The sequence below is a fragment of the Bradyrhizobium sp. T-1 genome (assembly GCF_053592855.1).
This window is the reverse complement of the sequence record NZ_CM132115.1, coordinates 6,599,965-6,614,434: the sequence shown is the minus strand read 5'-3', so window position 1 is coordinate 6,614,434 and position 14,470 is coordinate 6,599,965. Positions and strand designations below refer to the sequence as shown.

Genomic DNA, 14,470 nt, shown 5'->3' with positions numbered 1-14,470 from the left:
GCAAGGGTTCTACGATGTCGCTGTATTTCTTTCGCATCAGCACCGGCCGCTATTCCGGCGCCGCCGACCAGCCCTACGAGTTCGAGGATCGCGCCGCCGCATGGACCGAGATGACCGAGGTCTGCGCCAATCTGCTCGGCAGTATCGCACGCAATCTGAAGCCGAATGCGAAGTGGAGCATGGAGTTGCTCGACGAGAACAAGGAGCCGGTGTTTCGCATCAGCCTGGTCGGCGAGGCCTTGTGCTGCGCTGATACGGATGCAAATGCCGGCCGGCGTTAACGAACGCTGCCTCTGCAAATCCGCGAAATGGCGGTTCTTTGCACGTGACAGCTGTGAAAATTGGGCGGCTTGAGCAGCATTTCCGTAATTCTACCTACCCGGCGAACGTCCGCGCTTAACGTTAATGAGCAACCTGCCGGTTAGCCTTCCCTGGCCGTTTACGCCTTCGCCGCCGCAAAGCTGACCCGGGGAATATTGCAATTATGTTCATTCAAAACTTGCGAATTGGCACCAAGCTCGCCGTCACCTCGGTGCTGACCATCGGCCTCGTGGCGCTGATGATCTTCCTCCAGATGAACGGGAGTGCCGAGGTTCAGGCACTTGGAGCGGCAGCATCGCAGCAGCAGATCATTGCGATCAACGCCACCGACGCGAAGGCCTCGGTGCGGGGAATGCAGATCGGCATTCGCGACATCCTGACATCGTCCTCCCCGGCAGAGTTGCAGAAGGCAGTCACCTATTTCAACGACCGGCAGAAGTCAGCGCTGCAGTTCGGGGCAGAAATGGCCAGGCTCTCGCGCTCGGCGGAAAACCGCAAGCGGATCGATCGCCTGACGGCGCTAGTCGGTGATTTCGGCAAAGGGCAGCAGCAGATCGAATCGATCCGCAAGCAGCAACTCGCGATCGACGTGAAGAAGGACGGCGAAGCGGCCGCACAATTGGCCAAGCTGACTGCCGAAGTTGACCGCGTCCGCAGAGAAATGCTGGTGCCGATCAACGACGAGATCTCCGTGCTGGCCGACCAGATCACCAACTTTGCCAAGCAGAGTAGCGCCGATGCTCGCGCTGCGGCGGAAGCAGAGGCCTCCTCCGTCGCGCGGACGTCGTTCGTCACCGGCGTGCTGGTCGCGCTGCTCCTGATCGGTGCCTGCATCTTCTCCGTCTTCAGCATCGCGCGGCCCATGCGTGCGCTGACGGTCGCGATGGAGAAGCTCGCCGGGGGCGACTTCTCCGTGGTGCTGCCGGGACTCGGCCGCAGGGATGAGGTCGGCGAGGTTGCCGGTGCCGTCGAGAAATTCAAGATCTTGTCCGAGCAGAAGGCGCGCGAGGAAGCGGAAGCCAAGATGCGGCAGGATCAACTCGCGGCCGAGCAGCGCAAGGCGGAGATGCGCAGGCTCGCCGACAGCTTCGAAGGCGCTGTGGGTGAGATCGTCGGCACGGTATCGTCGGCCTCGACCGAGCTCGAAGCGTCCGCCACGACGCTGACCTCGACTGCCGAGCGCACGCAGCAGCTCACCACCGTGGTGGCAGCGGCCTCGGAGGAAGCCTCCACCAATGTGCAGTCGGTGGCCTCCGCAACCGAGGAGCTGTCGTCCTCGATCACCGAAATCAGCCGTCAAGTGCAGGAATCCGCGCGCGTCGCCAGCGAGGCCGTCGGTCAGGCCCGCACCACGACCGAGCGCGTCAGCGAACTGTCCAAGGCGGCGACGCGCATCGGCGACGTGGTCGAGCTGATCAACACCATCGCGGGCCAGACCAATCTCCTGGCGCTCAACGCCACGATCGAAGCGGCGCGCGCCGGAGAGGCCGGCAAGGGATTTGCCGTCGTCGCTTCGGAGGTCAAGGCGCTCGCCGAACAGACGGCGAAGGCGACCGGCGAGATCGGCCAGCAGATCTCCGGCATCCAGGCGGCCACGCAGGAATCGGTCGGCGCCATCAAGGACATCAGTGATACCATCGAGAGGCTGTCCGAGATCTCCTCGACCATCGCGGCCGCCGTGGAAGAGCAGGGCGCAGCCACGCAGGAAATTTCACGCAACGTGCAGCAGGCCGCACACGGCACGCATCAGGTCTCGTCCAACATCACCGAAGTGCAGCGCGGCGCAAGCGAGACTGGATCTGCGTCTTCGCAGGTGTTGTCGGCTGCACAGATGTTGTCCACTGACAGCAGCCGACTGAAGCTCGAGGTCGGCAAATTCCTCGAGACCGTGCGCGCGGCCTGACTGCGGCATGCCCAATAGGCACGAGCTCGCAACCTCGTACGGTGTGGCGTTTGCTCGCAACCATATTGCGGCACCGCGACGAATGCGATGCAGGGTTAACCTTCCGGAAAAGTGACGCAGACATGATCTCCGCAATATTCCGGGGCGTTGATTCGTCCATCCGTATTGCGCCTTGAAGTTTTTGGAGCACCTTTCATGAGCGGCCTTTCCATCCGTCTGACCCACAAGGTGATGGCGATCGGACTCTTCGGTCTTGTCGGCCTGGTCGCCTTTGGCGCGATCTATGAGATGGGCAGCCTCTCCCAGGACGCCTCCCGCGACGTGGCCAACCGCGCTCGCGCGATCGCCGATATCAACAAGCAGATTTCGATCGAGATGCTGGAGGCTCGTCGCAACGAGAAGAATTTTCAGCAGCGTCGCAATGAGAGCTACGCCAAGGCGCATGCCGAGTTGGTTGGTCCAATCAATCGCGAATTCGACGAGGTCGAGCGGCTGATGGCGGGCGGCGGTATGGTCGCTCTGTTCGACAAGACCAAGCAGGCCCAGGAGGGCTTCAAGCGCTACACTGCGGATTTCAACGCGTTGGTTGCTGCCGAGACCAGGCTGGGGCTGAGCGAGACGCTCGGCCTGTCCGGCTCGCTCCGCTCCGCGGTGCATGACATCGAAGCGAAGCTGAAGGAGGTCGACGATCCCAGGTCGACGAGCTGGATGCTGATGATGCGCCGGCACGAGAAGGATTTCATGCTGCGGCGTGACCCAAAATACATTGCTGAACTGAAGAAGGCCGCGGCTGAATTCTCCAAGGCGATAGAGGTCGTCGCAGTCCCTACACCCGTGATGAACGACATCACGGCGAAGCTCCGGAGATACCAGTCCGAGTTCGCGGCATGGGCCGAGACCGCGCAACAGAGTGCGGCTCTCGACGCCGCCATGATGAAGACCTTTCGTGAGGTCGAGCCTGTGATGGCCGAGGTGCGGACCGCAGTCGACGCCATGTACAAGCAGGCTGACGCAACCGAGGCCGCGACCCGCGACGCGGTACGGCTGCGGATGATAATTGCCTTCCTCATCACCGTGGTGGTGCTGGCGGTGATCGGCCTGCTGCTCGGACGTTCGATCTCAAAGGCGCTGTCCGGCATGGTCGATGTGATGACGCGTCTTGCACGCGGCGAACTCTCCATCGTCGTCCCCGGCGTCGGTCGCAAGGACGAGATCGGCGAGATGGCCGGCGCGGTTGAGGTGTTCAGGACCAACATGATGGAGGCCGAGCGGCTGCGCGCTGAACAGGCCGAAGCCGATGCGCGCGGGCGCGAGCAGCGCATGGTAGACATGAAGCGGCTTGCCGATGGTTTCGAAGGCGCTGTTGGCGAGATCATCGAGACCGTGTCGTCGGCGGCTACCGAGCTCGAGGCCTCATCCAACACGCTGACGCAGGCCGCCGAGCGCGGCAACGGGCTTGCGGCCGCCGTGGCGGCAGCCTCGGAGGAGGCGTCGGCGAACGTGCAATCGGTGTCGTCGGCGAGCGAGGAAATGACCTCCTCGATCTCCGAGATCGGTCGCCAGGTGCAGGAATCGGCGCGCGTCGCCGATATCGCGGTCGGGCAGGCCCAACGCACCAATGCGCGCGTCGCCGAATTGACGAAGGCTGCCTCCCGCATCGGCGACGTGGTCGAATTGATCAACACCATCGCCGCCCAGACCAATCTCCTGGCGCTCAACGCGACCATTGAGGCGGCGCGGGCGGGCGAGGCCGGCAGGGGCTTTGCCGTGGTCGCGACCGAGGTGAAGGCGCTCGCCGAGCAGACCGCGAAAGCCACGGGTGAGATCGGTCAGCACATCGGCGCGATCCAATCGGCGACCGAAGACTCCGTCGGAGCGATCAAGGAGATCGGCGACACTATCGCGCGGATGTCGGAGATCTCGTCGACCATCGCCGCTGCGGTCGAGGAGCAGGGCGCAGCGACCCAGGAGATCTCCCGTAACATCCAGCATGCCGCGCAAGGCACCTCGGGCGTGTCGGCAAATATCGGCGAGGTCCAGCGGGGGGCGGGCGAGACCGGGGCTGCCTCGGCCCAGGTGCATTCGGCAGCACAATCGCTGTCGCAGGAGAGCAACCGGCTGAAGAGCGAGGTCGCACGTTTCCTGGATTCGGTGCGGGCGGCCTGAGGACTTCACTGATTTGTTCGAGCCGCATTCGGCGGTGCGCTGGTGTGACGTCGGGTGACATCTGCTGCTCTGCAACAAATGGTTGCAAGCAGGCAACCTCATCGACGGCGAATTCAGTAGTTTCACTAGGCTCCTGTTAACGGGTGTTTGCGACTATGGGCAGAATCTTACCGGATAAGAACCAGCCAGCACTGTTGGAATGACGTCCGCGCCGCCGTCGGCCGCGGCGGTTGCGACGCGGGCGACTGGCGCGTTTGGGTATCATCGGGATTTGTCGTGATGTCGAAATTGTCGATCGTCTTCAAGCTTCTGACCGTGTTGTCGGTCCTCGTGCTCTCGCTCGCCGGCGTCGGCGTTGTCGCGATCGGCACGATGCAGAACATCAATTCCCATACCGTCGAGATCGCAGAGAGCTGGTTGCCAAGCGTGCGCGCGCTCGGCTCGATGCGTGCGGACATCAACGAGCTGCGCGTCGCGCTGCGCCTGCACCTGATGCAGGACACCCCCGAGTGCAAGGAAGCCGCCGAGAAGCGCCTCGCCTCGCTGCAGGCCCGTATCGATCAGACCCGCAAGGTCTACGAACCGCTGATCACCAGCGCCGAGGAACGCTCGCTCTATGAGCAATGGACCAAGGCGTGGGCCGAGTATCTGAACGGCGTGCAGGACGTGATGGCGCTGTCGCGCAAGAGCCCCGGCAAGTTCCCGACTGAAGCCAACGAGATGCTGCAGACCAAGGTCGCGAAGATGGCCCAGGCGGCCGATCCGCTGCTGCAGAAGGGCATCGAGCTCAACAACCGTGGTGCCGAGATCGAGACCACGCAGGCGGCTGATAGCTACGCGACCATCTTCCGCGTGCTGGTCGGCATCATCGTGCTCTCGGTCGTGATCGCGATCGGTGCGGCCTATTATCTCGTGCGCGATGTGTCTCGCGGCATTGCCTCGATCATCAAGCCGATGCAGTCGCTCGGCGAGGGCGACCTCTCGGCCGACGTGCCGCATCGCGGCGAGAAGACAGAGATCGGCTCGATGGCGGACGCGCTCCAGATCTTCAAGGAAGCGCTGATCGCCAAGCGGGCCGCCGATGAGGCGGCCGCGGCCGACGCCGAAGCCAAGATCGAACGCGGCCGCCGCGTCGACGCCATCACCCGCAAATTCGAAGCGATGATCGGCGAAGTCGTCGGCACCGTGTCAGCGGCCTCGACCGAGCTCGAGGCCTCCGCGACGACGCTGACCAATACTGCGCAACGCGGGCAGGAGCTTGCGACCGTCGTCGCCGCCGCGTCCGAGGAAGCCTCCACCAACGTCCAGGCCGTGGCATCCGCTTCGGAGGAGCTGTCATCGTCGATCACCGAGATCAGCCGCCGCGTGCAGGATTCGGCGCGGATGGCCGCGGAAGCCGTCGACCAGGCGGCGCGGACCAACGACCGGGTCAATGCGTTGTCGCAGGCCGCCTCTCGCATTGGCGACGTCGTCGAGCTCATCAACACCATTGCGGGCCAGACCAACCTGCTGGCGCTGAACGCCACCATCGAGGCGGCGCGCGCGGGCGAAGCCGGCCGCGGCTTTGCCGTCGTTGCTTCCGAGGTGAAGGCGCTGGCCGAGCAGACCGCGAAGGCAACCGGCGAGATCGGGGCGCAGGTCTCGGGCATTCAGGCCGCGACGCAGGAATCCGTCAGTGCCATTCAGGAAATCGGCGGCACCATCGAGCGGCTGTCCGAGGTGTCGGCGGCCATTGCCGCCGCGGTCGAGGAGCAGGGTGCGGCGACGCAGGAGATCTCGCGCAACGTCCAGCAGGCCTCGGTCGGCACGCAGGAAGTCTCGATGAACATCACCGACGTCCAGCGCGGCGCGGTCGAGACCGGTTCGGCCTCGACGCAGGTGCTCTCGGCGGCGAAGTCGCTGGCGACCGACAGCACCCGTCTCAAGGTCGAGGTCGCGCAGTTCCTGGAGTCGGTCCGCGCGGCCTAGAAAGCGAGCGGTCGAGCTTGTTTTCACCTCTCCCCGACGGGAAGAGGTGAAAGCTCGACGGCCTCTTACGCTTGTGCCTGCGGAGCCGGCGGCGGCGTTACTTGCCGCCGAAACAGGATCCGCTGGTAGAGCCAGCCGATGGCGACCAGCACGATACCGAGGCACATGAACGACAATGCGCGGTAGACGCCTGTGAGTGTCGACATGTCGATCGCGAAGGCCTTCAGGATCGTCAGTGCGATCACGGCGGCAGAGGCCAGCCGTGCCCGCTCGGAGTTGACCGTTATGCCGATGCCGAGCAGCACGACGCCAAAGGCGAGCCAGCCGATCGAGTAGGTGTACTGCTCGGCTCCCGTGGTCTCGCCGTTGACGAGGAACGGGCCGTGATAGAAGCGGCGGATCTCCAGCGTGACGTAAGCCAGCGCAAACACGAGCGCCGCGCCCGCGATCGTGTTGGCATAGACCTTCCCGCGCTCGGCGGCCACCGCATAGGCGAGCAGCAGCATGAGCACTGCCGGGAGCGCGTAACCGAGCAGTAGCAGGTTGAACACGGCGCCGCCGACATCGATATGCCACAGCAGCGGGTTTTCCAGGATCAGAAGGCCGAACACGCTGATGAGGCCGGCGATCGCGGTGAGCACGACCGCGCCGACATTGTGCACGATGCTGTGGCTGCGCAGCCGCAGCCGCTCCAGCCCGATCGCCATGGCCAGCGCCACGCAGACCTGCAAGCCGGCTTCGAGCAGTGACGGCGCCGCGATCATGTCGCCGCCGGTTGCGAGATGGCGGACCTCCATGAAGGCGAGCAGCGCGGTGAACAGGATCGCCGCCGTCTCCACCATGCGCAGTGGCGCGTCGTCGCCGCGGCGGCGCAGGTAGATGCTCGCCGCCCAGAACGAGGCCGCCGGCAGTCCATAGCCCCACAACAGCCAATTGAAGATCGGCGTGGTGCCGACGGCGTCGCCGACGATGCGCGGATCGTAGCCGACGCGCGCGGTGACGATGCCGGCGAAGATTGCGGCGAGCCAGCGCAGGAACGGGATCGGCCGCTGCATCGCAATCCAGGCGGTGCCGAGCGACATCAGCGCCAGCGCGATGGTGAGCCAGCCCTTCTCCAGCGCGAAGGTCAGCGCCAAGGCCAGCGCACCGAGCGTGCCGGTCGCAAACAGGGCCGTCGAGATCGCAAGGCCCGGCCGCATTTCGCGGCGGGTCAGCGTTTCCGTGGCCGCGCCAAAGGCGGCTGCGAGCAGCACCGCGAGGATCGCGAACGGGATCGAACGGTCGAGATGGGCGATGCGGGCGTAGAGCGCGACCAGGATCGCGATCGGCGTGGCGACACCCGCCGCTGACCACACCACGGGAATGATCGCCGAATTCGATCGCCCTTGCGCGAAGAAGCCCGCGATGCCGAAGCCGGCGGCGAAGATCGCGGCCATCACCAGATGCAGCGTCACCGCGCTGTCGGTGGCGGCCGGCGTGATGCCGGGCATGGCGCCGCCCGGCAGCACCAGCATGTCGGGATTGGCCCGCACGGCCCATTCGGCGAACACGATGAATACGGTCGCAGCCGCGGCACCCAGCGCGCCGCCGGCAGCCTCCGCGCGCCAGGCGACGAACAGCGTCGCCGCAACGAGCAGCGTGAAGGCGATCAACGCGAGATCGGCATGTCCGCTCGACAGCACGATCAGCATCGCGCCGAACAGATAGGCGCCGAGCGCGCTCGACGACACCGGCTCGATCTGTCCGTCCTCGATGGTCGGGCCGAACATGAAGCCGCAGACCACGAGCAATGCGGCGAGCACGAAGCCGGCGATCACGTGGAACGCATGCGGCGCGACGTGCAGGTCACCGGTATCGAGGCCCGGGAAGATCCAGAGCACGGCGAAGACGATCGTCGTTACCGCGAGCCAGCGCCACAGCCGAATGCGGGCGAGTCCAAAGCTCGCGGCGGTGACGATGGCGAGATAGACATAGAGCGCCCAATAATCCGGCTTGCCGCTGGAGACGAGCACTGGCGTCGCGAAGGCGCCGACGACGCCGAGGCCCGCGAGCGCCGGCCCGTGCAGCAATGCGGCCGCGAGCGTACCCATCGCGACGATGCCGAGCAGCACGAAGGCGGTTGCAGGCACGAGGAAGCCATAGAGCGCGTAGGCCGCGTACACTGTGGCGAACGCAACCGCGGTCCCGGCCGCGGTGAGAATCGCGGGAATGTTGGCGATCGGCAAGGCTTCGATGGTGGAGATGCTCTCCTTGCGCCGCGTCCATTCGCCGGCGCCGAGCAGCGCGACTGCGAACAAGCCGCCGAGGAACACGCGCACGCCGGGGCCGAGCAGGCCGGCCTCGATCGAATAGCGCACCATGAAGAAGCCGCCGAGCGCGAGCGCAAGGCCGCCGATCCACACCACCCAGCGCGTGCCGAGCCGCTCTTCGAAACCGGGTGCCGGGGCGGGCGGCGGCGGTGGCGCTTCGGCTTCGGTGCTGGCTTCGAGCGGAGGCGGCGAAACCTCTTCGGTGACGAGCGGAGGCGGTGCGGCCTCGGCTTCGGATTCTGGCGCAAGCGGCGGCGGCTCTGCCGCGGGCGTGCTCGCCTGCTCCTGCAAGGGCAGCAGCGGCGGCGGCTGAATCTGTCGCTGCGCCTGCAATGCGGCCTCCAGCGAGCCCAGCCGTCGGCGCAACTCGGTTGCCTGATTCGACGCCTTCAGCGCGATCAGGAACGCGACGATCGCAATCATCACCGCAAAAACGTCGAACGGGGCGTCGAGCATTGGGCCTCCTGGCGATCGGCGGGCAGGGGCCGAGCGCAATCTTGATCTAGCGCCGGGAGCGTACGCGCAAGCCCGGCGCGGGTCGCTCCTGGAGCACGTCGCGGCGGAAGCGATAGAGCGCCGCCGGTCTCCCGCCCGTCTGTGTCGACATCACGCCGGTCGGTTCGACCAAGGCTTCGGTTTCGACCAGGCGGCGGAAATTCTGCTTGTGCAGGTGCCGGCCGGAGATCGCCTCGACCGTGTACTGCAACTCAGTGAGTGTGAACTCGGCGGGCAAAAGTTCAAACACCACAGGGCGATACTTCAGCTTTGCGCGCAGCCGTGCGATTCCCGTGGCGAGGATCCGGCGGTGGTCGAACCGCATGGAGGTGCCAAGCGCGGGCAGCGCCGTGCGCGCCAGTGCCGCTGGCCGGCCGTCGCGCCGCGCCTCGTCGACGAGGCCGGCCTCGTACAGCAGCTCATAGCGGTCGAGCACGCGCTCCTCGTCCCAGGCCGCCCCTTCGAGGCCGAAATAGAACCGCACGCGATCCCTGCGCGGCAATGCGCGCGTGGTCTCCGGCGTCTCCTCCTCGGCCCATTTGGTCAGCGCCGGGATGATGTCACGGGCGATGATCGCAGGCGGCGCCTCGCGCCAGTCTTCCCAGGGAAAGAAGCGATACCAGGGCTCGAAGCTCGCCGCATTTGCTGCACCCTCGGCGGCACGCGTCAGCGCGAGGTAGCCGATCGACACCATATGCGCGCCGGTATCGCCGGCTTCGGCATGGCGGCCGCGGTCGCCGAAAGTATAGAGCTGCTCGACATAGCCGAGCCGAAGCCCCGCTTGTGCCTCCACCCAGGCGCGCAGGCCGATCTCGAAGGTGCGATGGCTCGGCGCATCGAACGGGCCGAACGGCAGGCCCGCGAGCCCGTCGCCGCCGCGCGCGGTGAGCACCAGCGGCTCGTGATCCTCGATCGCGACGATCGCAGCAGTCAGGCCGATCTCGATCGGCGTCAGCAGCTTCTCGCTCATCCGGTGACGATCGCTGATGTCATTCGAGCTCGATCACGAAGGGGCGGCCTTCGACCAGCATCTCGCCCGGGCCCATCTCGTCGAGGGCACGCAGCATGCGGCCGTTGCGCCCCAGCGCACGGTCGGCAAGGCCGACGATGCGCCGGTTCGGCGAGGCGATCGGAGAGGCGGCGCGGATCTTCTTCGCGATCTCGACCTCGTCGCGATTGGGATTGAGTGCGCAGACGGCGGCGAATGCGCTCGCCGTGGAGCGGCTGATGCCGGCATAGCAATGCACCACCAGGGGCGCGCCGCGGTCCCAGCCGCGCACGAAATTCAGCACCTGGTCGATATGCGCCTCGGAGGGCGCGACAAAGCCATCCATCTCCTCGGTGATGTCGTCCATCGACACCTTGAGATGATTGGCAGGGAGAACCGACACCGGCCGCGCCACCTGCTCGACATTGGCCATCACGGTCAGCACATGGCTGGCCCCGGTGCGGCGGACGGTTTCGGGAAGGGCGGCGAGCGAACAGACGTGGATCATGGCGGACCTTTTTGGGGATTATAACAACCGCCGTACGGTGGGCAAAGCGAAGCGTGCCCACCACTTTTGTCGCAAACGCGAACGGTTGGTGGGCGGCGCTTCGCGCCTTTGCCTACCCTACGAGACCTTACGCAAACACTGCGCCAAATCGTTCCAAAAACTGCTTCTCGGCCCGTGCCGCCGTCCAGGGCGTCAGATAGTCGCGCCGGACGCTGTCGGAGAGGCCGGGATCCTTGCCGAACAGGCGCTTGGCCTCGCTCTCGCTAAAGCCGGCAAGCTCGGTCGCCTCCAGGTAGGCCGCGCCGCGATCGGCGGCCTTGATCGCCAGCGTGATCTCCTCCGGCAGCATCGGCGGCAGGCCGAAGCGGATGTGGATGGCGCCGAGCAGGCGCTTCTCCACCGCCTTGTAATGACCGTCGAGCACGGCCTTGAATGGCGAGATCATGTCGCCGATCACGTATTCGGGCGCATCGTGCAGCAGGGCTGCGAGCCGGATGCGCTGGTCGACGCGCGGCATCTCGTGCCGCAGCACGGTTTCCACCAGCAGCGTGTGCTGCGCCACCGAGAAGATATGCGCGCCGGTGGTCTGCCCGTTCCAGCGCGCGACGCGCGCCAGCCCATGGGCGATGTCGGCGATCTCGACATCGAGCGGAGACGGATCAAGCAGGTCGAGCCGCCGGCCCGACAGCATGCGCTGCCAGGCGCGGGACTCCGTTGCGCGTGCGGTCTTCTTGGCCGTCATTTGGCCTTGAGGCGCGGCTTGCGCTGCAGCTTGCTGCAGGTCGCGTGGCAGTGGCAGTCGACGAGATGGTCGTTGACCATGCCGGTCGCTTGCATGAAGGCATAGACGATGGTCGGGCCGACGAATTTGAAGCCGCGCGAGGACAGCTCCTTGGAGATCTGCACCGAAAGCGGCGTCGATGCCGGCACGCTTGCCGTGGTCTTGAAATTGTTGACCTTGGGCCTGCCGTCCATGAAGTCCCACAGCAGCTTTGAGAAGCCGGGGCCTTTCTCCATGATGTCGAGATAGGACTTCGCGCTCAGGATCGCGCCGTCGATCTTGGCGCGGTTGCGCACGATGCCGACGTCGTTCATCAGCGCGTGGACCTTCCTGTCGTTGTAGCGCGCGATCTTCTCCGGCTGGAAATCGTCGAATGCTTTGCGGAAATTGTCGCGTTTGCGCAGGATCGTGATCCAGGACAGCCCGGCCTGAAAACCGTCGAGGATCAGCTTTTCATAGAGCGCGCGGTCATCATATTCAGGCACGCCCCATTCGGTGTCGTGATAGGCGACGTAGAGCGGATCTTCGCCGGGCCAGGGGCAGCGGGTCTTTCCGTCGGGATGCAGGCGGGGAGCACGGCTCATGCGATGGTCTGCTTTGCGGGAATGCGAACGACATCGGGGTCTGCCAACCTCACGGCGAGGCCGCCGGCGGTGAGCGGCTGGCCGGCATCCAGCGCGTCCGCAACGCGGTCGATGCGCACCAGAGCGATGCCCTTTCCTTTCGCCGATGAGCCCATCGTGCCGACCTGCTTGTCGCCGGCCATGACACTGACGCCGGTCTCCGGCGAGAGATCATCGAGCAGCACCTTGACGCTGCGGGTGCGCGCAGTGCCGCGATGCTGCATGCGCGAGACGACCTCCTGGCCGACATAGCAGCCCTTGTCGAAATCGACGCCGGCGAGGCGATCCATGTTGGTCTCGTGCGGGAACGCATCGCTGTACATGAAATCGAGTCCGCCGCGCGGCACGCCGAGTGCGATCCGGTGCGCCTCATAGTCGGTCGCATCGACCAGCTCGGCACCGATCAGATCGGACAATTTCTGCTTGAGATCCTCGGGGATCAAGATGCGAGTGCCGAGCTCGGCATGGCGCGGATCGGCGAAGGCGAGGTCCGGCTGCGCTGTGGGCTGGCCGTCCCAGGCCGCGAGCACGCCGAGATCGTCGGACAGGTTTTCCACCGTGACCTTGGCGCGCAGCTTGTAGAACTTCAGCTTGGTGGCGAGGTTCTCTGCCAGCGGTTTCGGGCAGTCGATCAGGAACCCGCCGCCATGGCCCGCGGGTGCTTCCGTGATCAGGAAATCCACGATGATCTTGCCCTGCGGCGTCAGCAGCGCGCCGAATCGCCCCAGGCCCGGCTTGAGCCTGTCGACATCGGTGGTGATGAGGCCGTTGAGGAAGTTGCGCGCATCCTCGCCCGCGACCTTGATCACGCCCCGGTCGGGAAGAAACGCTGATTTCATGCGAAAATCTCTTGCGACATGGTGCTCCGGAACGTAAGCCCGCAAGGCATAAACGACAAGACCTCGAGCCCTGCGCTTGGGGATGAGAGAGGCCTCCAGCCATGACGCAGCGTTTCGATGTGATCCTCAAAAGCGGCACCGTCGTCAACCAGGATGGCGAGAGTGTTCGCGATATCGGCATCACCAATGGTCGCATCGCCGAGCTGGGTCCGCTCTCGCAGGCGTCCGCAGCCGAGGTGATCGACTGCAAGGGTCTCCACATCCTGCCCGGCGTGATGGACACGCAGGTGCATTTCCGTGAACCCGGACTGGAGCAGAAGGAAGACCTCGAGACCGGCTCGCGCAGCGCCGTGATGGGCGGTGTCACCGCCGTGTTCGAGATGCCGAATACGTCTCCGCTCACGGTGACGGAGGCCACCTTCACCGACAAGGTGAAGCGCGCCCATCACCGAATGCATTGCGATTTCGCCTTCTTCATCGGCGGCACCCGCGAAAACGTGCAGGATCTTCCGGTGCTGGAGCGCGCGCCGGGCTGCGCCGGCGTCAAGGTGTTCATCGGCTCGTCGACCGGCGCGCTGCTGGTGGAGGACGACGAAAGCCTGCGCCGCATCTTCCAGGTGATCCGCCGCCGCGCGGCCTTCCATGCCGAGGACGAGTACCGTCTCAACGACCGCAAGTCGCTGCGCATCGAGGGCGATCCGCGCTCGCATCCGGTCTGGCGCGACGAAACCGCCGCGCTGATGGCGACGCAGCGTCTGGTCAAGCTCGCGCATGAGACGGGAAAACGCATCCACGTGCTGCACATCTCGACCAAGGAAGAGATCGAATTCCTGCGCGATCACAAGGACGTCGCCTCCTGCGAGGCGACGCCGCATCACCTCACGCTGGTCGCGCCCGAATGCTATGAGCGGCTCGGCACGCTGGCGCAGATGAATCCGCCGGTGCGCGGCGCCGATCATCGCGCCGGCATCTGGCGCGGCATCGAGCAGGGCATCATCGATGTGCTCGGCTCCGACCACGCCCCGCATACGCTTGAAGAGAAGCAGAAGACCTATCCGGCCTCGCCCTCCGGCATGACCGGCGTGCAGACGCTGGTGCCGCTGATGCTCGACCACGTCAATGCCGGCCGCCTGTCGCTGGCAAGGTTCGTCGATCTCACCAGCGCCGGCCCCGCGCGCCTCTACAACATGGCCTGCAAGGGCCGCATCGCCGCCGGCTACGACGCCGACTTCACGGTCGTTGACTTGAAGCGTAGCGAGACCATCACCAACAAATGGGTGGCCTCCAAGGCCGGCTGGACCCCCTATGACGGCGTCCGCGTCACCGGCTGGCCCGTCGGCACCTTCATCCGCGGCCGTCGCGTGATGTGGCAGGGCGAACTCGTGACGCCCTCGCAGGGTGAGCCGGTGCGGTTTCTGGAGACACTGAAGCAGTAGGACTGTGCGGCGTCGATGCCGCACAGTTGGTGTCGTCCTGGCGAAAGCCAGGACCCATACCGCGGAATCTCGCGGTGATTGACGATCGCAGTCCCGGCGAAGGGATTAGCTGCTAATCTTCGTCAAACGTCTC

At 65.4% G+C, this 14,470-nt stretch carries 11 protein-coding genes; 5 read left to right on the top strand and 6 right to left on the bottom strand.

Annotation, left to right across the window (positions count from 1 at the left end):
• The first annotated feature begins 14 nt into the window (after positions 1-14).
• From ACWAT4_RS31715 to ACWAT4_RS31700, 4 genes are all read left to right on the top strand, one after another.
• Positions 15-281 carry a DUF6894 family protein gene (locus ACWAT4_RS31715; RefSeq protein WP_212297612.1) on the top strand — a complete coding sequence of 89 codons (267 nt, stop codon included), beginning with the start codon at positions 15-17 and terminating at the stop codon, positions 279-281.
• Positions 282-484: 203 nt separating this feature from the next.
• A complete protein-coding gene (locus ACWAT4_RS31710; protein WP_449728958.1) occupies positions 485-2,224 on the top strand; it encodes a methyl-accepting chemotaxis protein in 1,740 nt (579 codons plus the stop codon).
• 195 nt (positions 2,225-2,419) lie between these two features.
• A complete protein-coding gene (locus ACWAT4_RS31705; RefSeq protein WP_449728957.1) occupies positions 2,420-4,390 on the top strand; it encodes a methyl-accepting chemotaxis protein in 1,971 nt (656 codons plus the stop codon).
• Positions 4,391-4,669: 279 nt separating this feature from the next.
• A complete protein-coding gene (locus ACWAT4_RS31700; protein WP_449728956.1) occupies positions 4,670-6,358 on the top strand; it encodes a methyl-accepting chemotaxis protein in 1,689 nt (562 codons plus the stop codon).
• A gap of 65 nt (positions 6,359-6,423) precedes the next feature.
• On the opposite strand, the gene ACWAT4_RS31695 is transcribed toward ACWAT4_RS31700, so the two are convergent.
• The 6 genes from ACWAT4_RS31695 to ygfZ form a co-directional block, all read right to left on the bottom strand.
• A complete protein-coding gene (locus ACWAT4_RS31695; RefSeq protein WP_449728955.1) occupies positions 6,424-9,123 on the bottom strand; it encodes a DUF2339 domain-containing protein in 2,700 nt (899 codons plus the stop codon).
• A 46-nt stretch (positions 9,124-9,169) separates the two neighbouring features.
• On the bottom strand, positions 9,170-10,132 hold the full coding sequence (locus ACWAT4_RS31690; protein WP_449728954.1) for an NUDIX hydrolase: 963 nt from the start codon (positions 10,130-10,132) through the stop codon (positions 9,170-9,172).
• A 19-nt stretch (positions 10,133-10,151) separates the two neighbouring features.
• Positions 10,152-10,658 carry a tyrosine phosphatase family protein gene (locus ACWAT4_RS31685; RefSeq protein ID WP_212297618.1) on the bottom strand — a complete coding sequence of 169 codons (507 nt, stop codon included), beginning with the start codon at positions 10,656-10,658 and terminating at the stop codon, positions 10,152-10,154.
• A gap of 127 nt (positions 10,659-10,785) precedes the next feature.
• Entirely contained in the window at positions 10,786-11,400 is a 615-nt protein-coding gene (locus ACWAT4_RS31680; RefSeq protein ID WP_212297619.1) for a YfbR-like 5'-deoxynucleotidase, read from the bottom strand.
• Positions 11,397-12,023 (bottom strand): DNA-3-methyladenine glycosylase I, encoded by a 627-nt coding sequence (locus ACWAT4_RS31675; protein WP_449728953.1) that lies wholly within the window; start codon positions 12,021-12,023, stop codon positions 11,397-11,399. Before ACWAT4_RS31675 ends, ACWAT4_RS31680 begins: the two co-directional genes overlap by 4 nt.
• The gene (gene ygfZ, locus ACWAT4_RS31670) at positions 12,020-12,901 is read right to left on the bottom strand and encodes a CAF17-like 4Fe-4S cluster assembly/insertion protein YgfZ (RefSeq protein ID WP_449728952.1); all 882 of its coding nucleotides are present in this window, start codon (positions 12,899-12,901) and stop codon (positions 12,020-12,022) included. The genes ACWAT4_RS31675 and ygfZ overlap by 4 nt, the downstream gene beginning before the upstream one ends.
• A gap of 101 nt (positions 12,902-13,002) precedes the next feature.
• On the opposite strand from ygfZ, the gene ACWAT4_RS31665 reads away from it, so the two are divergent.
• Positions 13,003-14,337: a dihydroorotase gene (locus tag ACWAT4_RS31665; protein ID WP_449728951.1), complete on the top strand. Its 1,335-nt coding sequence runs from the start codon at positions 13,003-13,005 to the stop codon at positions 14,335-14,337.
• Positions 14,338-14,470 lie beyond the last annotated feature (133 nt).

What these genes read in the sequence shown, in the direction of transcription:
- ACWAT4_RS31665 (WP_449728951.1), top strand. Translation starts at nt 13,003, where the DNA reads ATGACGCAGCGTTTCGATGTGATCCTCAAAAGCGGCACCGTCGTCAAC.
- ACWAT4_RS31675 (WP_449728953.1), bottom strand. Translation starts at nt 12,023, where the DNA reads ATGAGCCGTGCTCCCCGCCTGCATCCCGACGGAAAGACCCGCTGCCCC.
- ygfZ (WP_449728952.1), bottom strand. Translation starts at nt 12,901, where the DNA reads ATGAAATCAGCGTTTCTTCCCGACCGGGGCGTGATCAAGGTCGCGGGC.
- ACWAT4_RS31695 (WP_449728955.1), bottom strand. Translation starts at nt 9,123, where the DNA reads ATGCTCGACGCCCCGTTCGACGTTTTTGCGGTGATGATTGCGATCGTC.
- ACWAT4_RS31715 (WP_212297612.1), top strand. Translation starts at nt 15, where the DNA reads ATGTCGCTGTATTTCTTTCGCATCAGCACCGGCCGCTATTCCGGCGCC.
- ACWAT4_RS31705 (WP_449728957.1), top strand. Translation starts at nt 2,420, where the DNA reads ATGAGCGGCCTTTCCATCCGTCTGACCCACAAGGTGATGGCGATCGGA.
- ACWAT4_RS31685 (WP_212297618.1), bottom strand. Translation starts at nt 10,658, where the DNA reads ATGATCCACGTCTGTTCGCTCGCCGCCCTTCCCGAAACCGTCCGCCGC.
- ACWAT4_RS31700 (WP_449728956.1), top strand. Translation starts at nt 4,670, where the DNA reads ATGTCGAAATTGTCGATCGTCTTCAAGCTTCTGACCGTGTTGTCGGTC.
- ACWAT4_RS31690 (WP_449728954.1), bottom strand. Translation starts at nt 10,132, where the DNA reads ATGAGCGAGAAGCTGCTGACGCCGATCGAGATCGGCCTGACTGCTGCG.
- ACWAT4_RS31710 (WP_449728958.1), top strand. Translation starts at nt 485, where the DNA reads ATGTTCATTCAAAACTTGCGAATTGGCACCAAGCTCGCCGTCACCTCG.
- ACWAT4_RS31680 (WP_212297619.1), bottom strand. Translation starts at nt 11,400, where the DNA reads ATGACGGCCAAGAAGACCGCACGCGCAACGGAGTCCCGCGCCTGGCAG.